This is a genomic window from Psychrobacter fjordensis (assembly GCF_904845995.1).
In the GTDB taxonomy this organism is placed as follows: Bacteria; Pseudomonadota; Gammaproteobacteria; order Pseudomonadales; family Moraxellaceae; genus Psychrobacter; species Psychrobacter fjordensis.
Genome location: NZ_CAJGYP010000002.1, coordinates 566256 through 592282, shown reverse-complemented (window position 1 = coordinate 592282; position 26027 = coordinate 566256). Strand labels below are relative to the sequence as shown.

General features: G+C 42.7%; 18 protein-coding genes. 9 read left to right on the top strand and 9 right to left on the bottom strand.

What is annotated here, in order from left to right; translation table 11 throughout:
* Position 1 precedes the first annotated feature (1 nt).
* On the bottom strand, positions 2 to 4849 hold the full coding sequence (locus tag JMW61_RS10975) for an NAD-glutamate dehydrogenase (protein WP_201551224.1): 4848 nt from the start codon (positions 4847 to 4849) through the stop codon (positions 2 to 4).
* Positions 4850 to 5320: 471 nt separating this feature from the next.
* Here JMW61_RS10975 and purD point away from each other — a divergent pair, with 471 nt between their 5' ends.
* Positions 5321 to 6652 carry a phosphoribosylamine--glycine ligase gene (gene purD / locus JMW61_RS10970; protein WP_201551929.1) on the top strand — a complete coding sequence of 444 codons (1332 nt, stop codon included), beginning with the start codon at positions 5321 to 5323 and terminating at the stop codon, positions 6650 to 6652.
* A gap of 331 nt (positions 6653 to 6983) precedes the next feature.
* Positions 6984 to 8378, top strand: a complete 1395-nt coding sequence (locus JMW61_RS10965; protein WP_201551222.1) for an ABC1 kinase family protein — start codon at positions 6984 to 6986, stop codon at positions 8376 to 8378.
* 139 nt (positions 8379 to 8517) lie between these two features.
* Here JMW61_RS10965 and JMW61_RS10960 read toward each other — a convergent pair whose 3' ends face one another.
* Positions 8518 to 9195, bottom strand: a complete 678-nt coding sequence (locus JMW61_RS10960; RefSeq protein WP_201551220.1) for a class I SAM-dependent methyltransferase — start codon at positions 9193 to 9195, stop codon at positions 8518 to 8520.
* 191 nt (positions 9196 to 9386) lie between these two features.
* Here JMW61_RS10960 and JMW61_RS10955 point away from each other — a divergent pair, with 191 nt between their 5' ends.
* Together JMW61_RS10955 and JMW61_RS10950 are read left to right on the top strand one after the other, a co-directional pair.
* The gene (locus tag JMW61_RS10955; RefSeq protein WP_110923510.1) at positions 9387 to 9578 is read left to right on the top strand and encodes a DNA gyrase inhibitor YacG; all 192 of its coding nucleotides are present in this window, start codon (positions 9387 to 9389) and stop codon (positions 9576 to 9578) included.
* Positions 9579 to 9625: 47 nt separating this feature from the next.
* On the top strand, positions 9626 to 10807 hold the full coding sequence (locus tag JMW61_RS10950; RefSeq protein ID WP_201551218.1) for an aspartate aminotransferase family protein: 1182 nt from the start codon (positions 9626 to 9628) through the stop codon (positions 10805 to 10807).
* A 222-nt stretch (positions 10808 to 11029) separates the two neighbouring features.
* On the opposite strand, the gene JMW61_RS10945 is transcribed toward JMW61_RS10950, so the two are convergent.
* The 6 genes from JMW61_RS10945 to JMW61_RS10920 form a co-directional block, all read right to left on the bottom strand.
* Positions 11030 to 11929 (bottom strand): LysR family transcriptional regulator, encoded by a 900-nt coding sequence (locus JMW61_RS10945; RefSeq protein WP_110923512.1) that lies wholly within the window; start codon positions 11927 to 11929, stop codon positions 11030 to 11032.
* A gap of 234 nt (positions 11930 to 12163) precedes the next feature.
* Positions 12164 to 14263 (bottom strand): DNA polymerase III subunit gamma/tau, encoded by a 2100-nt coding sequence (gene dnaX / locus JMW61_RS10940; protein WP_201551216.1) that lies wholly within the window; start codon positions 14261 to 14263, stop codon positions 12164 to 12166.
* Positions 14264 to 14461: 198 nt separating this feature from the next.
* On the bottom strand, positions 14462 to 15727 hold the full coding sequence (locus tag JMW61_RS10935) for a hypothetical protein (protein ID WP_201551214.1): 1266 nt from the start codon (positions 15725 to 15727) through the stop codon (positions 14462 to 14464).
* Between the two features lie 115 nt (positions 15728 to 15842).
* Positions 15843 to 17390, bottom strand: coding sequence for a lysine--tRNA ligase (lysS, locus tag JMW61_RS10930; protein ID WP_110923515.1), 1548 nt, complete (start codon positions 17388 to 17390; stop codon positions 15843 to 15845).
* A gap of 192 nt (positions 17391 to 17582) precedes the next feature.
* Entirely contained in the window at positions 17583 to 18677 is a 1095-nt protein-coding gene (gene prfA / locus JMW61_RS10925) for a peptide chain release factor 1 (protein WP_201551212.1), read from the bottom strand.
* A 264-nt stretch (positions 18678 to 18941) separates the two neighbouring features.
* Positions 18942 to 20087, bottom strand: coding sequence for a beta-ketoacyl-ACP synthase III (locus tag JMW61_RS10920; RefSeq protein ID WP_201551210.1), 1146 nt, complete (start codon positions 20085 to 20087; stop codon positions 18942 to 18944).
* Positions 20088 to 20365: 278 nt separating this feature from the next.
* Here JMW61_RS10920 and pnuC point away from each other — a divergent pair, with 278 nt between their 5' ends.
* From pnuC to creD, 4 genes are all read left to right on the top strand, one after another.
* Complete coding sequence (gene pnuC, locus JMW61_RS10915; protein ID WP_201551208.1) at positions 20366 to 21130, top strand: nicotinamide riboside transporter PnuC; 765 nt, start codon at positions 20366 to 20368, stop codon at positions 21128 to 21130.
* Positions 21069 to 21680, top strand: a complete 612-nt coding sequence (locus JMW61_RS10910) for an AAA family ATPase (RefSeq protein ID WP_201551206.1) — start codon at positions 21069 to 21071, stop codon at positions 21678 to 21680. Before pnuC ends, JMW61_RS10910 begins: the two co-directional genes overlap by 62 nt.
* Positions 21681 to 21733: 53 nt before the next feature.
* Positions 21734 to 22258, top strand: a complete 525-nt coding sequence (locus tag JMW61_RS10905) for a TIGR00645 family protein (RefSeq protein WP_201551204.1) — start codon at positions 21734 to 21736, stop codon at positions 22256 to 22258.
* 129 nt (positions 22259 to 22387) lie between these two features.
* On the top strand, positions 22388 to 23971 hold the full coding sequence (creD, locus tag JMW61_RS10900; protein WP_201551202.1) for a cell envelope integrity protein CreD: 1584 nt from the start codon (positions 22388 to 22390) through the stop codon (positions 23969 to 23971).
* A 110-nt stretch (positions 23972 to 24081) separates the two neighbouring features.
* On the opposite strand, the gene JMW61_RS10895 is transcribed toward creD, so the two are convergent.
* Entirely contained in the window at positions 24082 to 24765 is a 684-nt protein-coding gene (locus tag JMW61_RS10895) for a DUF421 domain-containing protein (RefSeq protein ID WP_201551199.1), read from the bottom strand.
* Between the two features lie 331 nt (positions 24766 to 25096).
* On the opposite strand from JMW61_RS10895, the gene JMW61_RS10890 reads away from it, so the two are divergent.
* Positions 25097 to 26017 carry a DMT family transporter gene (locus tag JMW61_RS10890; RefSeq protein ID WP_201551197.1) on the top strand — a complete coding sequence of 307 codons (921 nt, stop codon included), beginning with the start codon at positions 25097 to 25099 and terminating at the stop codon, positions 26015 to 26017.
* Positions 26018 to 26027 lie beyond the last annotated feature (10 nt).

The following is a 26027-nucleotide window of genomic DNA, read 5'->3' as shown; positions in this document are numbered from 1 at the left end:
CTTACTTAGTAACTAAACCACTCAGCTCACTCATCAACACGGATAGTGTAGACAGGCTGATTTGACTGTCTGCATCATTAGCATGAAGCTGATCTAGCTTGCTCATCTCTGATGTGACAGATTCCAGATGATCTAAGTGACGTGAGCGCCACTCGCCAAACGCTTGTTTCGCATCCGGTTTAGATAATATGGCATCCATCAACAGACGCAAGCTACGTGACAGCTCATTCATCAATGCATGGCGTGCACGACGATCCCAGTAATCTTGCTGTGGTAAAGTGGCGATGTTGTCCATCATCCAGTCTAACTGCAAGACATGATAGGCTTCGAAGTATAGCGTTGCAATCTCATCAACAGGACGCTCGTACAGCTCTGCCAACAGCGCAGCATCGAGTGCATCCACATGATAAGGTAGCATAGCAAACAACGCAGCATCGCTATTAGACAGGTCTTCCTGCATCAGGCTGGTCGTATCTTCTTGCAAGTACGCTGCAAATTGTTGCTCAATGAAACCACCTGGTTTCGTTAGCTTTTCAACACTATCACTAAAGCGGCTAATCATGTCAGCGACTTGCAAGTCTTGACCAAAGGCATTGATAAACCACACAACACCGCTCTCAAGTGCGTCACGCAGGCGTAGCTCAAGGTTCAGCAGTAACTTAGCATCGACTTGATTGTCCAACGACTCAAGCGTTTTCCAAGCTTTTGACACATCAAAGACATCACGGCTAATCGCATAGCCACGCACGATGGTGGCTAGTGATTGATCGGTCTCTTCGAACAGACGGAACAGTGCTTCGATACCCAAACGGTTGACCACGCTATTGGTCAGATAAGTACTGATAATCTCACGATGTAAGCGATGCTCTGTCATCTCATCAAAGAAGCGTGACGCTAGCTCATCAGGGAAGTACTTACGTAGCTCGTTGATGAAGTATGGATCATCTGGCAAATCAGAAGACAATAAGTTGTCATACACCCACATCTTGCCGTAAGCCATTACAACGGCTAGCTCAGGATTGGTCAGGCCAGCATTCGATTTTTGACGTTTGGCAATCTCTTCATCTGATGGCAGATATTCGATTGCACGGTCGAGACGTCCTTCGCCTTCTAGCATCTGAATAAAGCGTTGATGATCGCTTAGGTTCGCTGATGCACGAATGTGGCTCAGTTCAATTGCTTGAGGCTGTAGGTAGTTTTGGCGTAGTACCAACTCTGCCACGTTATCGGTCATGCTCTCTAACAACTCATTACGCTGCTTTAAGGTCATGTCACCTTGCTCAACCACTTTACCCAATAAGATTTTAATATTGACTTCGTGATCCGAGCAGTTAACACCGCCTGAGTTATCAATAGCATCCGTATAAATGCGTCCGCCCGTTTGAGCGTATTCAATACGTCCTTGCTGCGTGAAGCCTAAGTTACCACCTTCACCAATCACCGCACAGCGAAGCTCATTGCCGTCGATACGTAGTGAGTCATTCGCACGGTCGCCGACATCAGCATGGGACTCATTAGCGCTTTTGACATAAGTACCGATACCGCCGTTCCAGATGAGATCAACAGGCGATTTCAATAACGCACTGATTAAATCATTGGGTGCGAGACTGTCTTCATGGATATCAAAGATTTCTTTCATCTCGGCACTGATAGCGATTTTTTTGTCTTGGCGTGAGAATATACCACCACCTTGGCTGATTAATGAGGTTTCATAATCTGCCCATGATGAGCGTGGTAACTCAAACAAACGTGCGCGCTCAGCATAAGAGGCCGCAGTGTCTGGATTAGGATCAATGAAGATGTGTAGATGGTTAAAGGCAGCGACCAGTTTGGTATGCGTTGATAGCAGCATACCGTTACCGAATACATCACCACTCATATCACCAATACCGACGACAGTGAAGTCATCACGGTTTTGGATGTCCATACCGCGCATACGGAAGTGACGTTTGACCGACTCCCAACCACCACGTGCCGTGATACCCATCGCTTTATGGTCATAACCTACTGAACCACCTGAAGCAAAGGCATCATCAAGCCAAAAGTTGTATTCTGCTGCTAAGGCGTTGGCGATGTCAGAGAAAGTCGCTGTACCTTTATCTGCAGCAACAACCAAGTATGGATCGTCTTCATCATGTCTGACTGTATTGGCTGGCGGGACAATCACGCCGTCTACGATGTTGTCTGTGACATCGAGCATACCGCGCAAGAACGTCTGATAACAAGCGATACCTTCCGCTTGGAATGCTTCACGACCATCCGCCATGGTTTTGGTTTTGACGATGAAGCCGCCTTTTGAACCAACAGGCACAATCACTGCGTTTTTTACCATCTGTGCTTTGACTAGGCCCAGTACTTCAGTACGGAAATCTTCCATACGATCTGACCAGCGCAAACCACCACGGGCAACTTTGCCACCACGTAAATGCACAGCTTCAACACGCGGTGAGTATACAAATATCTCAAACATCGGTTTAGGCTTAGGCAAGTTCGGAATGTCTGCTGCCAAAAACTTAAACGACAAACGATCTTTACGCTGACCGTCGGTATCAGTCTGGTAGAAGTTGGTACGTACCATCGCGTTAATCAAATCCAAGTACCAACGTAGGATACGGTCTTCATCGAGACTGTCTACATCTGCTAGCGCCGCGATAACTTTTTCTTGCACCTGAGCCGTTTTCTGTTTGCGTTCATCTTCATTGTATTTCGGATTCATGCGAGCATCAAACAGGCTGACCAGTGCCACACTGATATCGCTGTTTTTTACCACAGTTTGTTGAATGTAGTTACTAGAGAATGGTGCGCGGGCTTGCATCATATAGCGTGATAGCGCTCGTAATAACACCACTCCATAAGTATCCAAGTTGGTCGTTAATACCAATTCGTTAAAGGAATCACTTTCAACTTTTCCGGCCCAAATCTGCTTGAGACTGTCTTCGAACTGACCGCGTACCACTTGCATGTTAACGGTATCGACATGTTCTAGCGTCAGCTCATACTCTTGCATCCAAATCGGTTGCTCTGGCAGATCAAACTCATAGGTTTGTGCTGAAATAACCGACACACCAAAGTTTTCAAGAATTGGCAGGACTTTGGATAAAATGACAGGTTTCTCACGACCGTAGAGTTTTAGATGCAACTGGTTGCTTGCATCACCCGTTGATTGGTACAAGTGCCAAATCATCGGTTGCTCTGCGGTCAATACAGCCAAGCGCTTGGTATCTTCAACCGCTGTACGCGCATCGAAACGCTCTTGATATGCAGCAGGGATATAGTTCAAAAAGCGACGGTTTAAGGCGTTGGCATGCTGCTCACCGACGTTATCAAGCAGTACTCTTTGATAGTCATCACTCCATGACTCCATCAATGCTGACAACTTGGCTTCTAGTGCTGTCGTATTGACGTCGTTCACTTGACCAGGCACTGTGCGTACATGGACATGCACACGAGCATGTGCAGATTCATTGAACTCAGTGGTAAATCCTGATGAGGTTCCACCATAAGCATCTTTTAGCACGTTTTGTACTTTGATACGCAGCTCAGTGTTGAACTTGTCACGTGGGATGTAAACCAAGCACGAGACAAAACGCTGATAATGATCAATACGGCTGAATAGACGCAAGCTCTTTTTGTCTTGTAACTGGCTAATACCAGATACGATAGGATATAACTCTTCGACACCGGCTTGGAATAAATCATCACGCGGTAACGTGTTAATCACGTGCATCATTTTATGATGAGCATGACCGTCACGTGGCAACTCTGCCATGGCCATAATCTTATTGGCTTTTTCACGTAATAATGGTATTTGCTGCACGGTAAGCTGATACGCTTGTGATGTCAGTAGACCGATGAATCGATATTCACCAACCAATTTACCGTTATCATCAAACTTATGAATACCCAAAAAGTCCATATATACAGGACGATGCACAGGTGATACACGGCTTGATTTTGATAGCATCAATACGCGTGGTTCAGTCAATAATTGCTTTAACACTTTAGGCAACTGACTAAAGCTTTCTGACAATTTGTCTTCTTCAGCACCGCGCAATAAACCAAGACCACTATTGCCAATGGCAAATAAATCTAAATCCACAGAATCGGTATCAACTTCAACAGATTTTCCACCCTCTAGGCGGTATTCACGATAACCCAAGAAGATAAAATGATCGTCTAATACCCAATCTAAAAACGCTTGAATTTCTTGCTGTGAATAAAACACTTCTGGCAATGGTTTTGTAGACAGCTCTGCTTTAATATCTGTCAGCTTCGAGCGCATTTGCGTCCAGTCACCAACGACTGTATCTAGCGTATCGATTTTAGCCAATAGCATTTGTTGTAGCGCGTCCAAATCTTCGTCATTTTGATAAGCAATCTCGCAATGAATCAAAGACAGATGTGAAGTGGCACTTTCATGTGCGCCTTCGATATGCGTAATATCGCCATCATCGTTACGATCAACGCTAACAATGATATTGTAAGTACGATGTACATCGATACCCTCCGCTTCGAGACTCATCAAAATCGTATCGACTAAGAACGATCGGTCATACGCCACAATTTGGATTACTGTGTGCGAACTGTGAAAATGCTGCTCTTCCGCTTTAGGGTTGAGTACAGTCAGTTGTGGTCTACTGCGGTCATAGGCTTTGAGCAAAGTAAAGTGATGTAACGCCATGCCTGCCAAATCAGCATTACTGATGGCTTTTGCCGTTTCTTGGTGGAGCGGCTGGTAATAGCTATGGATAAAATGATCAAACAACGACTTATCTTTTTGTACATAACTGGTCGCAATATCGCTTATCTGACTGATTCGCTCTGTTGCGATACTAAGAGAGCTTGGCATGTTCTTTATCCTTTTTTATAGATCTAGTCTATCTATTATTTATTTGAGTTTATTAATGAGTAACATCACTGGTAGCGCATAAATATATTGAATACTATTGATGCCGCGAGGCAGTATATCCATATATAAAAATTATTCTAATTATTTCTTACTTTTTTGAGTTTTTCTCCTATATTTACTACTCTTTTTCGATGACATGCAGCAATCAGGATATAACGCCATTAATCTAGTGAAGTGTAACGCAACTAGGGCGCTAGCTGAAGTGTGCAACATCATTTCATGAATCAGCAACATGTCGATAACATTTGCTAATGAGATAAAAGTATACTTTTGCTAGTCTTTGTTATTGATTGGCTGCAGGCAAGTGATACTCATGGTAATCAGTACGACTTTTTTGTTAGAATATGCCGGTATATTTGAGAGTGTGTGACTAACTCATTATTAATTTTAATGCTAAGGGCGAGACGTATGATGAATATTTTGGTAATCGGTTCAGGTGGTCGCGAACACGCGCTGGCATGGCAGTGTGCAAAAGACGATAAGGTCAATAATATCTACATCGCTCCTGGTAATGCTGGTACTGCACTCGAACCTAAATGCCAAAACGTAGTCTTAGAATCTACTGATGATGACGCTAGCGAACATAGCGCAGTGATAGCGTTTTGCCAAAATAATGATATCGACATGGTCATCGTTGGACCAGAAGCACCTTTGGTGACTGGTATCGTTGATGCGTGTCGTGATGCTGGTATCAAAGCATGGGGGCCAACAGCATATTGTGCACAACTAGAAGGCTCAAAAACCTTTGCTAAAGAATTTATGGCGCAAAACAATATCCCAACAGCTGCTTATCAAGGCTTTACAGATGCAACAGCAGCCAAAGCTTATATCGATGAGCAAGGTGCACCAATCGTTATCAAAGCTGATGGTTTAGCTGCTGGTAAAGGCGTCATCGTTGCTGAAACGATCGAACAAGCACATGATGCAATCGACGACATGCTAGCAGACAATAAATTTGGTGATGCAGGTAGCCGTGTGGTTATTGAGCAGTTTTTGCAAGGCGAAGAAGCCAGCTTTATTTGCATGGTTGATGGCGACAACATCTTACCGATGGCAACCAGCCAAGATCACAAGCGTGCTTTCGAAGGTGATACAGGGCCAAACACGGGCGGTATGGGCGCATACTCTCCTGCACCAGTCGTCACTCAGGATGTACATGACAAGGTAATGACTCAAGTCATTCAGCCAGTGGTTGATGCCATGAAAGATGCCGGTCATCCTTATACGGGCTTCTTATATGCTGGCCTTATGATTGATGAAGCAGGCGATCCTTATGTGATCGAATTCAACTGCCGCTTCGGCGATCCAGAGACACAGCCTATCTTGATGCGTTTACAGTCATCAATGGTAGATTTGGTCGCTCAAGGGCTAGCAGGTCAGTTGCCTAGTGATGCTAAATGGGATGCCCGCCCTGCTCTCGGTATCGTTGTTGCGTCTAAAGGCTATCCAGAAACCTCTTCAAAAGGTGACGTTATCGCTGGCTTGCCAAAGTTAGATAGCAGCAATGACAATGCCGTTAAAGTATTCCATGCGGGTACTGCATTTTCTAACGCTAATGAAGCCAGCACTGAGAATGAAGTGGTGACCAATGGTGGCCGTGTGTTATGCGTGACTGCGCTAGCAGACAATATCGCTGATGCTCAACAAGCTGCATTGGCCGTAACAGGTGCGATTAGTTTTGATGGTGCACAGTATCGTCGTGACATTGGCCATCATGCCATTGCTCGTGAAAATGCTCAGTAAATTAATTACCGTAAAATCAGTTAGTCATCTAACTGGGTAAAATCCTTCTATTCTATTATTCGACCTAGCAACATGCTAGGTCTTATTTTTTGATACAGTTTCGTTTTCCAAACACACCCTAGTATCTTTCTACAAAATGACACCCAATAATTTAGCAAAAATTAAATGTTAACATAAGTATTAAAGAGGTTATTCAACCTTAGTATTATCAACAGACTCATCAACCAGATATGCTTTATATGATACAATTTTACCCTTATGCATCGTATCTCCCTTGTATTGTAGGTTCCTAACCCACAAATCAATACCAACCGGATGAATGATTATATTTATGGCAAATGATACGTCTAAACCTTCTAGCAATAAGCAATCAATCGATAACTTAAAAACCTCAGGGTTTGAGCGTCGAATGTCGATTGCCAAAACTTCCTTAAACATTGGTCGTCGTTGGGCAGGTAATAGCGTGTCTGGCATGTTTTTGAATAAAGAGACACGTACAGCGCGTAACCAAGCTTTTATGGAAGAACAAGCGAATTATCTTGCATCAGAGCTTGGTAAGCTAAAAGGTTCTGTCGTAAAGATTGGCCAAATGCTGGCAATTTATGGTGAGCACATTTTGCCACCTGAAATCACACGCGCGCTCCAAACCCTAAACGATGATACGGCCACGTTGTCATGGCCAACGATAGAGCTTACATTACGTCAGTTGTTGGGTAAAAAGTTAGATGAACTAGAAGTTGACACTGTCCCTATTGGAACCGCATCACTTGCCCAAGTACACCGAGCAACAGTCATCGAGACTGGCGAGCAAGTAGTACTGAAAATCCAATATCCAGGTGTGGCTGATGCTATCAACTCTGACCTTTCTCTATTTAAGCAGTTATTAAAAGTTAGTAACATCGTTCCCCAAACTCGCTCACTCGATGCGTGGTTCGAAGAGATACGTGACCTACTTCATCATGAAGTCGATTATGAAGCAGAAGCATCAACCACAGAACGTTTCTATGAGCGCCTAAGTAACGATCCGCGTTATGTCGTTCCTAAGATTAACCGAAGTTATTCAAAGAAGCGTCTGCTGTGTATGTCTTATGAGCCAGGTATTACGGTTGTATCTGATGCCCTACAATTACTCCCTCATGAGCGCCGCAATGCCATTGGTCAAGCTGCTATCGAAATCATGATGCAAGAGATTTTTGTTTGGGGTGAAATGCAGACAGATCCAAACTTTGGTAACTATCTAGTTCGAGTCAGTGATGATGAAAACGATATAGATAAATTAGTATTATTAGATTTTGGTGCGATTCGCCAGTTTGATAATAACTTGTTAACCATTGCCCACGGCTTGTTAAAAGCTGGCTACCGCCATAACCATCAAGCGATGAAGCTAGCAATGACTGGCTATGATTTCTTTGATAGCATGAGTGGCAAAGTACGTTCTGATATCGCCTCGCTATTTCTGTTGGCGACAGAGCCATTCAGTGATCCAGCGATGAATCCTGATATTCCGTCTGACTGTCTAGATGAAGGCAACCGCTATATTTGGGCGAATAGTAAGCTGCACTCGCGCCTTTCTACAGAAGCAACGCGAGCAATGCAGTCTTTCGAATTTAACCTGCCACCAAAAGAATTTATGTTTATCAGCCGCAAATTTATCGGAGCCTACACTTTTTTGACGGTTTTGGATGCTTATACCGATTCTAATAAGCTCGTTAAACCCTATTTATAGTATCGAATAACGACCTATTTTTTGGCCGTCTTTTAGCGACGGTCTTATTTTCAACAAATTTTATTTGCTTAGGCTATTTTATATTTATTAGTTTTGACTATTTCAGTCCCTCTTCATATTCATATTATTTTTACTTAGGCTATTCGCCTTCGCTTATATGGCCAACTTGCCATTCATCAAACCTTGTTTTATACCCTTCTGGCTTACGCATGTTCAGCTCCCAACATGTTTCTCCACGCGCTAGATACTTCACTTCAAAATGTGTACGCTGGCTGTCAGTCGCTACTGTATATCGAGTGTTTGGTAAGCACCATACCTTAGTTGCCTGCCGCTCTGCATTATCCATATACGCTTCTATATTGGTTACAAGTATTACTTCGCCGTTTACCTGCAAGCGTGATAATAAAAACTCAAAAAATGGCATATTTAACCACTGTTGGTTGGGGTTATGCTGTTCAGGATTGGGATAAAGAATAAATATTTTTGCCAAACTGTTCGGCTTGATAGCGTGCACCGTCCATGCAATGGCATCAGCATGAATCGCATCTAGGTTCGGTGAAACTTGTATTGCTGCCAGTTTGGCAAACGCTTCGAATTTGTTGCGTGTACGCTCAATTGCTATTAGATGCTTATCAGAATTTTGTACTGCAAAACCAAGCGCGTGCTTGCCCTTCCCTGCACCAATCTCTAATAACAAAGGCAGATCGTTTTCGTTTTCACCAATGATGCTTGGCAAGATAAAGTCACGTGGTGCTGAGAGTCTCTGTGGTTGAAATGCACGCTCTTGCTGATGCGTAATCTCGATATTGTCAGTCATTTACTATCCTTAAAGTATTTGTCTTTTGCCATTATTCGGCTGCATGCTATTATATAGTCAATCCGCTGCAATAGTAATATGACGACAGCTAGCAATGCTAAAACCGTCTATTAATCATCACGTAGGCAAACCTACTGACTGTCATTCACTATTAATAATTCAAATAAATCGAGGGTGCTTTCACTCTTATTATGACTGACCCTACCCCCAATACACCACCCAAGACTTATCCTTGCCCACGCTGCGGCACCCAAACAGCATGGCAGGATAATAAATATAAGCCGTTTTGTAGTAGTCAATGCAAACTTATCGACTTAGGTTCATGGGCAAATGAAGACTATACTTTGCCTGCGGAAACCACGCCATTCTCTGACGAGCTATAACCAATCACTTTTCTTTTTACTCACTGTTCCTCTTAAGGATGTTTTATATGTCTGCTACTTACCTGATGCCCACTTATAACCGCCAGCCAATCAACTTTACGCGTGGTTCGGGCAGTTGGTTATATACCAAAGATGATACGCCTTATTTAGACGCACTGACTGGCATTGCTGTCTGCGGATTGGGGCATTGCCATCCACAGGTGACCGATGCCATTCAGCAGCAAGCAGCGACTCTAGTGCATACCAGCAATCTATTCGGTATTGACTGGCAAGAGCGTGCAGGAGAGATTTTATGCACAGCAGCTCGAATGGATAGCGTGTTTTTTGCCAATAGTGGCGCTGAAGCAAATGAGGCAGCATTAAAACTGGCAAGACTATACGCACATAAACAAGGCTTTAAACGTCCAAAAGTTATCGTAATGGAACAATCATTTCACGGCCGTACATTGCTGTCGTTGTCTGCCACTGCCAATCCAAAAGCGCGTGAAGGCTTTTACACATTGGATGATGACTTTATTCGTGTTCCATTTGGCGATATCTCAGCTGTTAAACAAGCGGCGCTCGATTATGATGACATTTGCGCTATCTTTGTAGAGCCTATACAAGGTGAAGGTGGTTTGAACACCGCTGCCAACGGGTTTACGTATCTTGAAGAGATACAAGCAGAGTGTGAAGCTAACAACTGGCTATTTATGTTAGATGAAGTACAGACAGGTAACGGCCGTACTGGTAAGTATTTCGCTTATCAACACAGCAATGCGCGTCCTGATGTATTAACAACAGCTAAGGGATTAGGCAATGGTTTCCCAGTGGGAGCCTGTATGGTACGCGGACGTGCTAATGGTTTATTTGGTGCAGGTAGTCACGGCTCAACGTATGGTGGTACGCCATTAGCAAGCCGCGTGGTTCATACTGTCTATGATGTACTCGGCAACAGTGACATAATGGAAAACGCCGTTACTGAAGGGCTATTCATTCGAGAGACGCTAGTCGATACACTTGGACAACACGGCGTGAGCAGTCGAGGTGCAGGGATGATGATTGGTATCGCCTTGCCTGAAGACATGGACTGTAGCCAGCTGGTAGATCGTGCACGTGATGAGCAAAAGCTAATCATCAACATCACTGGTGGTCATGTGATACGTTTGCTACCGCCACTGAATATGAGCCGAGATGAGAGCACACAAGTGGTTGAACGCTTGGTTGATTTATTACAACCGGCTTTTTAGGGTGTGACTGATAAATACCATAGTTAATTCACAATCATTTGAATATGTGCAAGTCAGATTAGCAAAAGCACTATAGATGGCAGACTAAACGATAGCATTTTTAAGACTCTATCCAGTTGATATAGAACTAAATACCATAAAAAAGCCTATAGATATAAACTATCTATAGGCTTTTTGCTGACTGCTGAACTGCTAGCGTGTCGTTAGATTAGCACTCAAGATTTAATTGGCATGAAAATACTTTTTCAAAACTTCTAAACAGCGAGTTATTTTAGCGGGTTGCTGTTCACCATTTAAGGTAACTGCATATAGCACAAAGCTTGGTAACTGATAACCAGTTAAAACTTCAACCAACTCGCCACTCTCAAGCTCTTTCTTGATATCCATTTCCAACATTCTAACCAAACCATGGCCTTCTTTGGCCAAAGTGGTTGCCATAAAGACATTGTTGGTATAAATGCGTGAGTTCATTTTTGTACGGGTTTTTTTACCCGTTTCAGTTTGAACCAAATCAATTTGATTAGCATCTTTCATGATTTCAATACAAATTAGCTGATGATCGGCCAGATCTTTAGGTGTCTGAAGCTTAGTATGTTGACGTAGATATTGCGGTGAAGCAACGAGCATTTGGCGCACGTCTGTCAAAGGATGACTGCTCAGACTAGAGTCATTCATCGATGGGCTCATCCGTATCGCTATATCGATACGCGCGTCAATCATGTCAACATAATGATTGTCTGCCAAATAAGTGATGCTAAGGTCATCATGTGCTGCCATCCACGTAGATAGTGCTGGCAAAATATGGTTCACACCCAGTTCTGGCGTCGTAGCCACGCGTAAGCTGCCTGCTAACTCATCACGCAGTTGATTGACCTTGATTCGGCCTTGTTCAGCCGCACTCACCACATCTTTTGCGGCCTCGTAAAAACTCTCACCCGCTTCTGTTAAGCTCAGCTTACGAGTTGAGCGATGTAATAGCACCACACCCAAATCATTTTCTAATGATCTGATTTGCTGACTCACTGCACTGGTAGTAATACCTAGCTCACGAGCTGAGCCACTAAAAGAACCATGTCCGACCACACTGGCAAACACAGCCATACCGCGTAAATTATCCAACATACTTTCACCTAAGCTACATTTCAATTTTTAATATAACTTAACCACTATAACGAATTTTTAATTTCCTTATGGTAATTAAGCATACTTCTATTATTCAGATTTATCCATTTTATAAGCAATAAAAGTAAAAACATCAAGACGATAGTACAATATCACCTTGATGTTTTGTGTAGTAATTGCGTCTGACAACTATATAGAACTTTAAATAATTTTAACAATATTTTTTCTGACTGCTTAATACAAATGTACTTTACCCATTCTTCCTTCACCACGCTCAGTTAGGTATTGCATCACTGGAGTATTTAGCAGTTTTGACTCTGCTACAGCCTTAGCTTGTACCAGGCGTTTTTGCTGGCGACGTTCAGGTGTTTTATCTTCAGCCATCATGACGCTACCATCAATTTTCAGGTCAATATCTGCATGAGTAAACTGCTGTTGTAGCTTAGCTGCTAACTGTTGAAAGGTGGTTTGTAAGTGACGGCTATCTACACTGGTCACAAAGACTGCCTGACCATCGCATAAACCTGTCATCATGCCTTGGCGAGCAAGCGCCAACTCATCTTGGGCCAAGACATCTGCCTCACGAGCCGTCTGTAACCAATAATCCCATTTCTCTGGTGTCCACTCACCCATCAGCTCTTGTGTCGGGCAACGTAGCAAGGTACGAGGATCATCAATGTGTGAGGTTAACTGAGAATTATTTACGCCAGGCTCAACAACTGGTTCAGGCTCAACAACTGGTTCAGGCTCAACAACTGGTTCAGGCTCAACAACTGGTTCAGGCTCAACAACTGGTTCAGGCTCAACATCGGTTTCAGGCTCAGCAACTGTTTCAGGCTCAACAACTGGTTCAGGCTCAACAACTGGTTCAGGCTCAACAACTGGTTCAGGCTCAACAACTGGTTCAGGCTCAACAACTGGTTCAGGCTCAACAACTGGTTCAGGCTCAACAACTGGTTCAGGCTCAACAACTGGTTCAGGCTCAACAACTGGTTCAGGCTCAACAACTGGTTCAGGCATGATACTAGTTACTGGCTGTGCTAGGTTTTCATCATAACTACTGCTTTGGAGATCATCATAATCTTGTGCTTGATAATCCACATCATATGACTGTAATGGCGGTGCTGAAGCTTCATGCTTGATAGCATCTGTAGACGGTATAGAAGCAACTGTTGCTACAGCTGATATTTCTGTAGAGGATACCTCACTGTCATAAGTGTTGCTCAATACTTCATCGACTGGCAATGGACGAAAGGCCAGTAAACGTAGAATACACATCTCAAGCGCTTGCATAGGTGTGCTAGCAAGCTTCACGCCTTCACGTGCTTGTACCACGATTTCATAGTAAAGTTGCAACACATCTGGATTAATATGCCGCGCCAGTACAGTAATATTCTGTGCCTGTGCTTCATTTACATTGAGCGCGACTTCAGGTAATAACTGTGTCAATGCCAACTGGTGAAGTAGTTCAGCGAGCCCATCAAACATACTGGTGGCATCAACCATCTGTGCACGCATTTGCTCAATATGAGCAGCAACGGCAGATTTATCATGATTGTATATGTCTGTAATTAAACTGACCAAATCAGCTGCATCAATCAGACCAAGCATCGCATTAACAGTGACATCATCTAACGCACCTTGACCAAAAGCGATCGCCTGATCGGTCAATGACAACGCATCACGTACTGAGCCTTTAGCAGCACTTGCCAACTGCCAAATGGCTGGCTGAGTATAGGCCACTTGCTCTTGGGTAAGGACATTTGCCAAGTGTTCGCTAAGTAATGTCTGTGGTAGCGGACGCAGCACAAACTGTAAACAGCGTGAGATAATAGTGATTGGTAGCTTTTGTGGATCAGTCGTCGCTAGCAAAAACTTTACGTGCTCAGGTGGCTCTTCTAAAGTCTTGAGTAGCGCATTAAAACTGTGCGTAGACAGCATATGCACTTCATCAATCAGATAAACCTTATAGCGACCCTGACTTGGCGCATAGGGTACATTATCAAGCAGCTCACGCGTGTCTTCAACTTTAGTGCGAGACGCGGCATCAATTTCGATCAGATCAATAAAACGTCCTTGATCGATGGCCACGCAATTATCACACACACCGCAAGGCGTACTGGTGATACCCATGTCACAATTCAAACACTTGGACAAAATACGTGCAATCGTCGTCTTACCCACACCGCGCGTCCCAGTAAAGAGATACGCATGATGCAGGCGATTATAATCAATCGCATTAATCAGCGCTTGCGAGACATGCGTTTGCCCAATCAACTCGTGAAAGTTTTTGGGGCGATATTTTCGAGCTAAAACTTGATATTGCTGCGTCATAGTAAATGCCAGTATAGGTAATACAAGTAGTATAAATAGAGATAGCGAATTAGATTCAGACTGAGGACACGCCCTAGCGTCTGTTCACTGTAATGTGGATACCAGAAAGGCGAGTAAAGATACGACAAATCGTAACTCGTTTATCAAAGAAACAATGTCAGGCGAACCTGACACTTTCTTTGATAGAGATAAGGTTGGCTATAATTGCGCTTGAAGTTGTGCCAACCGTTCGTGTAAACGCTGAGTATTTACATCAATAAATGCGCCTGTTTGATGAAAAATATCTAAGTACACCTCAGTGTTTACACTGTCTTCACAAGCTCTAAACTCTACGCCAATCAAAAACAGATCATCCATCACTGGCGTTTGCATCTGAGCATTGAGATCCGATAACAAATCTTGATGAGACAAACGAACCTTCTCTGCACTCAACGAGCTACTATCATCTTGCGCATAAAACACCATAAGATAATGACGCCCAAAGACATGATAAGAGTGCTCATGACGAACATAACCATTCCAGCGTGAATCTTGGTCAACCATTCTATATGCTAGTATTTTTTCTACTAGACAAGCATAGGTATACATTGACTCATCTGCCAAAATATCGACCTGCGCAGTAGGCAGTGATTGTCCCGCTTCACGATAACGCTTGAGCAAGCTATTGAATAGCTTATACCACATTCGAGTATTTCTTTGAATCTCAGCCATCAATGCATTGGCAAATTCTACCTGATTGGGTTCTACTGCTTTAAGTAAGCGTGGCTCGATTTGATCGATTAGCTCACCCTCAAGCAACTGCTCTTGAACCCTGATCGCTCTTTTATGAAAGTCAGGAGACTGTAAAAATTGTGTAAGGAGTGTCGATTCATTTTTGAACGATACAAAACTTGTCAATTGATCACGGTGAAAACTTAAAAACGTCGTCAGATCACTTGGTGTAGCCAATTGACTGAGTATCTTGGCAAAGTTTCGATGACTAAATATTTGCAAGACACTCTGTTCATCATCCAAGTCTAGAACACAATCTTCAGCAAAAAACTGACTGCCATATTCATAATCAATAGTATAAGAGGATGATCCTGATTTATCGTCTTGATGATTGATAGAGAGTGAGGTTAAGCCAACAAAATAAACGGCTTTTTGATCTGTCGCTATGTCACCATCAGCCATCAACTTATCGTTTTTCTGATAAAGCTGAGTGTGACGTTTGATTAATTTATTAACAATCTCTTTTTTCCACTCGCGAACTTTGTCACTATCAACATCTTGCTTATTCGCTTCCGTTGTCACATCATTGACAACCAAGTAGATAATGGCACTAGAAAACTCAAAAACAAAATCGTAACCCTGAAACTTTTCAGGATCAGCGCTTACTTTATCATCAGGTAGTTCATACAATGATAAAGAAAATTGTTGAATCATCTGTCGCCATAGTGAAGGCGATGCTTGCTGAGTATCCATAACGCTCCTATAAATGAATTTTCATAAAAAAGCTTACACCCGTTTCATTGAAAGAAGTAAAAGCTTTTTATATTTAGTTGAATATCATTGCGGATTACTAGCAAGCAAATCCACTTTAGCCTTCGTGCTTGCGGCGCATGTGTGGGAACAAAATCACATCACGGATACTAGCAGAGTCTGTCAATAGCATGACTAAACGGTCAATACCAATACCTTCGCCTGCGGTTGGTGGCAAACCGTAAGACAAGGCTTCAATGTACTCTTCATCAAAATGCATGGCTTCATCATCGCCCGCGTCTTTTTCAGCAACCTGACCGCGGAAACGCTCGGCTTGATCAGCAGGGTCATTAAGCTCACTAAAGCCGTTGGCCAGTTCACGACCACCAACGAATAGCTCAAAACGATCAGTAATCTCAGGATTATCATCACTACGGCGCGCTAGTGGTGAAGTCTCAGCTGGATACTCAGTGATAAACGTTGGTTGGCGTAATTGATGCTCAGCAGTTTCTTCAAAGATAATTGTTTGCAATTTACCCACACCAAAACCGTCTTTTACTTGCTGCTTTAGTACCGTTGAGGCGTACTCTGCTAGATATTCACGATCGTTGATGCGCGCCATATCGAAGTTTTCTGCATATTTTGCAATCGCATTAGACATAGACAGACGTTCAAACGGTGCTTTTAGGCTAATGGCTTCTTCTTGATACGTGATTTCAGTGGTATCTAATATATCCAATGCCAATTCGTTAAATAAACGCTCAGTCAAATCCATCAAATCATGATAATCAGCATAAGCCTGATAAAACTCAATCATGGTGAATTCAGGATTGTGGCGAGTAGAGACACCTTCGTTACGGAAGCTACGGTTAATCTCAAATACTCTCTCAAAACCACCAACAACCAAACGCTTTAAGTAAAGCTCAGGCGCAATACGCAGATATAGTGGCATATCTAATGCATTATGATGAGTTTCAAATGGACGCGCAACAGCACCACCTGGAATAGGATGCATCATTGGTGTTTCAACTTCCATGAAGCGCTCATTCAACATAAACTTGCGAATACCGCTAACGACCTGACTACGGATCATGAACGTATCACGAGTCGTCTCATTGGTCATCAAATCAAGATGGCGATTGCGATAGCGAGCTTCTACGTCAGCCAAACCATGAAACTTGTTCGGCATTGGGCGTAGTGATTTAGTGAGAAGGTTGAACTCCTCAATATGTACGTATAAATCACCTTTACCCGAGCGACCGATGTAGCCAGAGATACCAACGATATCACCCAAATCTAATGATTTAATAGAAGCAAGTGTTTCTGGATCCAACTCTTTGCGTGCAACATACAGCTGGATGCGACCCGTCATGTCTTGAATGACAATAAATGAGCCACGATTGAGCATCACACGCCCAGCAATATTAACCTGAGTCTTGTCGCCATTTGCGGCTTTTTCTTCAATCTCTTGCTTAGAGATACCATCAAAATCAGCTTGTAAGTCTTTAGCATAATCAGTGCGCTTAAACTGATTGGGATAAGGCTGTTTACCAGAAGCCGTAATATCATCTAATTTGGCCTGTAATTGAGCAATCAGCTCATTGGCTTCTTCTAGTGTTGGGGCTTGTTCTTCTTGGGCTTGATTATTCTGGTTTTGCTTTGACATAACACTCTCAAATTTTGATAAGTTAAATTGTAGATTTGGAAAATTATATGGTTAATCTATACACCACAACCCTCTTGCTACACTGCTTTGAGTAATCTGACGATAACCACAAGGTTTATCGTCAGCAGCATAGGTTTCAATTAAGTTTTGTCTACTGACTTTATGGTTATCGCTTTACTTACTACTAAAGCTCTATTGATCACCACCGCCGATACTCGCCATTAGATCTGCTTGATGCTCACGTAACAACGCATCAAGAATCTCATCCAAGTCGCCTTCCATAATAGAGTCGAGCTTGTACAAGGTAAGGTTGATACGATGATCAGTCATGCGACCTTGTGGAAAATTATAAGTACGGATACGCTCTGAGCGATCACCACTACCGACCAAGTCACGACGTATAGAGTCAGCTACATCGACCTGCGCTTGCACTTTGGCTTGTTGGATTTTTGAGACCAACATCTTCATAGCATGTGCACGGTTTTTGTGCTGGCTACGCTCTTGCTGACACTCTACCACGGTACCCGTTGGAATGTGGGTTAAACGTACGGCTGAGTCAGTTGTGTTAACGTGCTGACCACCTGCACCACTTGAGCGGAAAGTATCCATTTTTATGTCAGCAGGATTGATATCGACGGTATCATCAATCTCAACTTCTGGCATGACCGCAACCGTACAAGCTGACGTGTGAACACGACCTTGGCTCTCGGTTTCAGGGACACGCTGTACGCGGTGAGCGCCTGATTCAAACTTTAGGCGACCATATACACTATTGCCAGATACACGTGTGATGATTTCTTTATAACCGCCATGCTCACCCTCATTGGCTGACAGCACTTCCACCGTCCAACCTTGAGTTTGAGCATACTTTTGATACATACGGAACAAATCACCAGAGAAAATCGCTGCTTCATCACCGCCTGTACCAGCTCGAATCTCCAAAAATGCTGGCACTTTGTCATTAGGATCTTTTGGTAGCATCATGACATTGAGTGCTTCTTCCATCTCTACGATGGTATCACGCGCGTTATCAATTTCTTCTTGCATCATCTCTTTCATGTCAGGATCTGAAGCATCTGTCAGCATAGCTTCTGCATCGGCCTGATCCGTTTCCGCCCCTACATAGTTCTGCCATAAAGTAGTGATATCCATCAAGTCGCTGTGCTCGACAGACAATTCACGGAATTTATTATTATCGCTGATGACACTAGGGTCTGATAATAAGGCGGTGACCTCTTCATAACGGTCTACCATCTGGTCTAAACGCAGGCGTAAGGATTCTTTCATAAAAGGACTTTTAATTGGATAAGAGGAATAAGATCGTGATTATAGCAAATTTTTCACCGTAAATTAAAACCTCTGAGTAATCTTGTCGTTATTCTAAGCAATCTAGCCATTATATTGCTCAACATCTCCACTTATTCTGAAATACCCTCACTTTGTTTCATTATTCAAGTATTTGCAATATGTATGTCAAAACATTCAGACAAAAAAATAGCCAAGATTGCTCTTGGCTATTTTTATCGTTACAACAGCTATCTAATGACAGTATTAAACCTTACGAACCAATACTGAACCAATCGAGTAACCGGCACCGAATGAGCAAATAACACCCAAATCACCTGATGCTAGTTTGTCTTTGTAGCGATGGAATACAATCATTGGACTGGCTGAACTGGTATTGGCAAACTCAGCGATGACGCTCGGTACGATGGCTTTATCAGCTTCTTTACCGACGACCGTACGTAGGATTAAATCTAGCATATTGGCATTGGCTTGATGTAACCACATCATCTTCACATCACTGGCTTGTAATTCATTCTCAGTCAAATGCTCAGTGATAATCTCTGATACTTTTGGACAGACTTCACGGAATACTTTGCGACCATTTTGAAGGAACAGCTTGTCCGTCACTGGTGCTTTGATATCTGGGTACATTTCAGTCTGTGCGGCTAAATACTCTGAGCGATCCATAAAGCCATATTCGTTTTTGATGTTGGTCGAAAACTGTGTAAATAGCTTAGAGTTCAGAATCTCATAACCTTTTGGCGTGTCCAGATCTTCAACGATAGATGCTGTTGCGACATCACCAAAGATGAAGTGGCTGTCACGGTTACGCCAGTTAAGATGCGCTGAGGTAATCTCAACGTTGACCACAGCGATACGCTTGGCCAGACCAGAAACGATAGAACCATGCGCTTGTGATAGACCAAACGTCGCTGCACTACACGCAACATTCATGTCATAAGCAAAACCGCCAATCATACCAATCTCGTTTTGAATCTCGATGGCGACTGCTGGGTAAGTACGCTGAAAGTTTGAGCACGCAAGGATAATACCATCTAAGTCATTAGCTTCTAGTCCAGCGTCCGCCAATGCATCTCTTAATGCAGCGGCGCCCATTTCTGCCATAACAGACAGCTCTTCACCTAGATTGCGATAAGCAATCACTGGCGCCATGATTTCAGGATTCAAAATACCGTCTTTTTCCATCACATAACGTGATTTGATGCCAGACACTTTTTCGATAAATGCGGCTGATGAAGGCTCGAGCGCCGTAACCGTCTCTGCAGCTATCTCATCAGCATGCTCTGTATTATAATTTTCAACATACTGGTTAAATGAATCAACTAACTCTTCATTACTGATGCTATAAGGTGGAATGTATAGGCCTGTGCCTGTGATACAAGTCGTCATGATAAGCTTCCTTGTCTACTACTATAGTGCTTAAAATAAGCATAAAGGTTAAAAAATAATAGCCATTTACTTTCGGTGAATGACTGTAAACTTAAAATCAGTGGCTTTATTATGCCTGAATATTATAATTTTTCTAATACTTTGTTACAAATAACCTGTTTGTTGCGAAAAACAAGCAAAGATTGCCTGTTTTTTATAGCAGCTACGTTATAATTGGCCCTATTTATGCTTCCAAAACTCACCAAAATACATATACAAGCTAATATTTGGAAATGCTAATGGCAGAACTTCTCAACTGGTTGTTTGGGCAATACGCTGACTACACCACTTTATTCATTGTTCTCGAATTGATTGCTGTTATTTTTGGCGTATCAAGTGTCATTCTCGCCAGAAAAACCAACGTTCTGGTCTTTCCTATTGGACTGGTAAGTACTGCAATATTTGTTTATTTATTATGGAAATGGCAGCTATTCGGCGATATGTTCATCAATGCTTATTACAGTATTATGAGCATCTATGGATGGATTAACTGGTCAAAAAACAAAGACAGCAAAAAAAATCAAGAACAACAGACTCCCACTAGCCAGCAGCAAAATGTGTCGTCAACAGACAGTGATGCTCAGAGTAGCATTCAAGTTGAACGCTTGAGCAAGACAGATATCCCCATATTGGTCACACTAGCTACGGCGACTGTCGCCTTTGTCGCTACCGTTTATTACTTCCGCCCAGTGATTAATAATGGTTTTAGCTTCGACGGTGCCGTCCTCGGTCTAAATTTATTTACCTGGGTAGACTATACTGACATGCTAACCACTGCACTGTTCTTAATGGCAATGTGGCTCATGGCGCGACGTAAAATTGAACACTGGTTACTATGGATCGTCGCCGATGCTATCTCTGTGCCTTTATACTTCTATAAAGGTTTTACCTTTACCGCACTACAGTATGTGGTTTTCACTCTTATCGCAATCTGGGCTTATTATGAATGGCAACGACGCTATCGCACACAACATCGCAGACAATCTCAGACAGCGTACGCCTAAATCGGTCACTAAAATTGCAGTGTTAGGTGCAGAAAGTACGGGAAAGACCACCTTATGTCGCGATTTGGCAGTGCATTTTAATAGCCCTTGGGTACCGGAGTATATGCGCACCTATCTACAAGCCAAATGGGACAGTGAGCAACTGACTTGTACGTGGAATGACCTGCTCCCTATCGCCCAAGGTCAGATAGCGTTAGAAAATAAACTCGCCATACAAGCAGCTGAAACATCACAAGGCAACCACTATCTGTTTTGTGATACCAGTCTGTTTGAATTAATGGCGTATTCCAACTGGTATTATGACGACTGCCCTGCAGCACTGACTCAGGCCGCATTGACGCATCATTATGACTTAATCCTATTAACTGAAGTGGATATCCCGTGGGTCGCTGACGATTTACGAGATAGCCCACATCAGCGTGATGAGATAAGCGACTATTTTGCAAGCCAGCTAACCCATCATCAAAAGCGGTTTCATCGTATCGGTGGTGATAGAGAGCAACGAGTGCAACAAGTGGCTAGACAGCTTGCTCAAATGCATCATATTTGACGTTATACATATATGTATTATAGCCTTACTTTTAGGAATCTTAAGAGATATCCATGCTAAAAAATATTGAATACTACTTAGAAAAAACCATATTTAACAGCCGCTGGATACTGGCGCCTTTTTATTTAGGATTGGTTTTAGGCATTGTTTTATTATTTATAAAATTTATCCAAAAACTTTGGGGTATGTTTGCAGATATTCTTGTCGCCTCTGAAGCAAGTGTGATCGTAGACATACTAGTCTTGGTCGATATTTCGCTGGTTGCTAGCTTACTACTCATCATCATATTCAGTGGGTATGAAATATTTGTCTCAAAAATTGACACGGGCGATCACGTTGACCGGCCTGGCTGGATGGGAAAAGTAGATTTTTCTGGGCTTAAATTAAAGGTCATTGGTGCCATCGTCGCCATCTCTGCCATCGATCTTTTAAAGTCATTTATGGATATCCCTAGTGAACTGAGTGATGCTGAGGCCGACAAGCTTATGTGGAAAGTCATCATTCATATGACCTTTGTGGTATCAGGATTATTGTTTGCCATCATGGACAAGGTGGTTGGCGATACCAAAAAACACTAGCGCTTATTTTTCCACACACTCTCCACTGTTCTTACATATTTTTTCTTCATCCCTCCTCTATCCTTTTCTTTAAACCTGCTGACTGTTGTATTGACAGTTTTGGACTAAAGATTTATATGAGGAGCTCCCATGCAAAAGACACTACTGATTAAATTATCCATCATCGCGGGGCTGTGCGTTCTGTTTGCCATTGGTCTCAACATGATTGGCTCGGTCATCTATGAGAGGCAAAGTTTTTCAGAGTCGGTTATCAGAGAAATCGCTCAACAGCACGTCAACCCGCAAGAAGTCATTACGCCATTTATCGCCATTCCGACCACGGTCACACCTGAATGTGAGATTACAGGGTCCGAAGCAACCAGTAACTGTGCCGCCTCCTACTCAAAAATTGAAACTATTTTTGCCAATCAAACCCAAGCAGCTCAAGATCTTGAGGTAAACACGGACACCTATAAGCGCGGTGTTTATCATGCGACCAGTTATAACGGTGCGCTGAAATTTGACCAAAACTATACTTTTGATTCAACCCTTAGTAGCTTAAACGAGCCTAATAATACGAATAACCAAGCATCAGATTTAGTCGATACCGCTACAAACCCCTTTATCAATAAAATAAAACCTGAAAAAACCATCATTCACTGGAATAAAGCCAAATTAATTATTCCTGTATCAGACCTACGCGGTGTAGCGACACTACCAACAGTGACCATTGATAAAAAATCAATACAAGCAACATATCCGCAAACACCCATGCTGAAAGAGCTGACCTATGTAGAGGTGGCCATTCCTCAAGATTTATTGAATCGTCCAGCGAAACCTATTGCTAGCCCGCAGGATAACGAAACATTATCTGGTACAGACTTGACCAATCAGCCATCCGATACCGAAAGTACTCAAGCGATTAGTATCATAGTAGACTTACCTTTAGCAGGTATTAGTAATTTAAATACGGTGCCTACTGGGCAGAACTTTAGCCTAACCATGCGCAGTAACTGGCATGCGCCCAACTTTATTGGCAAAGCCCTTCCAAATGCCAAAAAGTTCACCACGAAAGGCTTTGAAGCCAATTGGCAGAATCAGTATTTGACCGTCACTAACAACCAATATTTATCACATTGTATCGGCATCGCCAATAATGAATGTGCTGTTACGAGTCAAGCCAGCCTTGATACTAGCAGTCAGTCGATGTCTCGTAATGACTTGATTGCAGTAGAAGGTGGTGCAATGCCTGATAGTATGCGCCTCAGCAGCTTTGGGGTTAGTTTTGCCGAGCCCAATGATGTGTATTTACAAACCCAACGAACCATGAAATATGCGCTGCTATTAATCTTAGTATCGTTTGGCACTTTCTTCTTATTTGAGGTGATTAAATCGAGCCGTATTCACCCGATTCAATATCTATTGGTTGGTTGTGCACTATTCGTCTTTTATGTGTTATTGCTACCACTTGCTGAGCAGATAGTGTTTTGGAAAGCGTATGCCATTGCGGCCAGTGCCTGTGTCGGACTCATTGGCTGGTATACTTACTACGTGTTCGGTGGCGTAAAACGAGCAGCGATATTTACCGTTACACTCGCAGGATTGTACGCATCGTTTTTTGGTATTCTCACCACAGAAGACATGAACTTATTGCTGGGTGCCGTCTTCTGTTTTGTACTGCTCGCCTGCGTGATGGTCATGACTCGTAAAATTGACTGGTATAAAGTCGCCTAAGTTCATTAAAATATCTAGAAAGGATGACACCTTAAATAATTGAAATTTGGGCTGTTCCTATCTGTGTAATAGGTCTGCATAAAAATACAGAGAACAGCCCAAGCATTTTATCATCTCACAATTTCACTCTTCAACGCTGTTGCCCAGTTTCGACAGTCATCCTCACAGCGTATACACAGCTGGTTGGCGTCAGAGATAGTGTCAATATAGCCACAATGCATACAAGCATAATAAACGCCTGACTCTACTTTCTCGACTGGCTGGTACTGCTTGGGGAAAAGTGGCATGCCATAGCCTGTGTTTTCGGGTGGGTATAATAAGATACTAAAGTTGCCATCTGTCTCCAAAAGCCCCGTACGCACTTGACCCAAATGCTCAACGCCTTGTTGACGCATTTCAGCAAAAAACTCATCATGCGACATCTTGCCCTTTTTAATCTTTTCGAGTACCAATAATCCATCTTCGACGATATATAACGACTTACCCTCTAGTAAATCTTCGAACGGCTGAAACTTCATCATGGCCCATGTGCACAGTCGATAGAGAAAGATGACCGTACTCATGATCAATACTGCCTGAATAATTGGCAGATCTTCTGTAAACATTGGATCACCTGCGATAGAGCCCAGTGATAAAATGATGGTTAACTCAAAGATTGACAACTGACGGACACCACGCTTGCCAGTAAAGCGTAAAAATAAAATAATGAGCACAAACATGACGGTGACACGTACTAATATTTCAAGTGCAAATGCCCACGTTGTGTCATAAATAAAAATACTTGCCCAATCCATGTTATCGTTTCCTGCGTATCTTTTTTATTTGATTGATTGACTAGTTGATTGAAACTATTGAAAGGTTGCCGATAGTAATTTTGACCACTTATTTCACTCATAAGCCTTATCATCAATGCAACTATCGTTATTCTAATTTAAAAGAGACTTTTTGTCGCAAGTACGACAAAATATCGTTCCTTGTGAGATAACCATCAATTGGGTTTTTAGAGTCTTAGCCCTCATTTCCGATAAACGATGATTGGCTGTTATAAAAATATATCTAAAAAATTAACGTTAAAATCATCTGCTCGCCTATTTCAAAATCAACTTATTTATTGTAGGAATTATTGTGAAAGCCACGCTTTATACTGTTATCGCATTGATCGCCTTTGCCGCAAATTCTCTTTTTGGAAGAATGGCGCTAGCAGCAGGCTATATAGATGCCTGGAGCTTTACGATCATTCGCTTGGTGAGTGCGGCTGTTTGTTTAGCTATCATCATGATGGTCTATACCTATCGATTACGACGTCAAAAGCTCAATCTAGGTAGCACCTCTTATGAGGCTATTTTGAATGATAAAGGCAGTTGGCTTAGTAGTGCAAGCTTGGTGATTTATGCACTTTGCTTTTCGATTGCCTATGTAGAACTAGATACGGGTACTGGCGCATTGATTTTGTTTTCAGCAGTTCAGCTCACGATGATTGGCTGGGGCATCTATAAAAAAGAACAATTAAGCGTCTTACAATGGGCTGCCTTTATCGTCGCAGTGGTCGGATTTATTTATTTGATGCTACCGTCAGCAGCAGTGCCTTCGTTACTAGCAGCGACGCTCATGGCAGTCAGTGGTGTGGCTTGGGGTATATATAGTATACGTGGAAAATCATGTGTGTCACCGCTACGCGCCACCGGCTTTAACTTTATTCGGAGCCTTGTTGCTGTTCCTATCCTGTTATTAATCGGCATGGTGTATCTCGATAATATCGGCTTGGAAAACATCGATTTAGGTAATATTACTGTCAAAGGAATACTGTTGGCATGTGCATCAGGGGCGATCGCATCGGGTATGGGCTATAGCATTTGGTATATGGCAATGCCGCTGTTAAAAAACACTCAAGCAGCAGTGGTACAGCTGTGCGTGCCTGTGCTTGCAGCCATACTGGGCGTGGTGTTTTTATCTGAGCAATTGACCATGCAATTCGTCGTGGCAAGCGCTGTGATATTGGGTGCGGTGTTGGTATTTATTTTGAATAAAAAGACAGTGAAAATTTAAAAATAGCAAT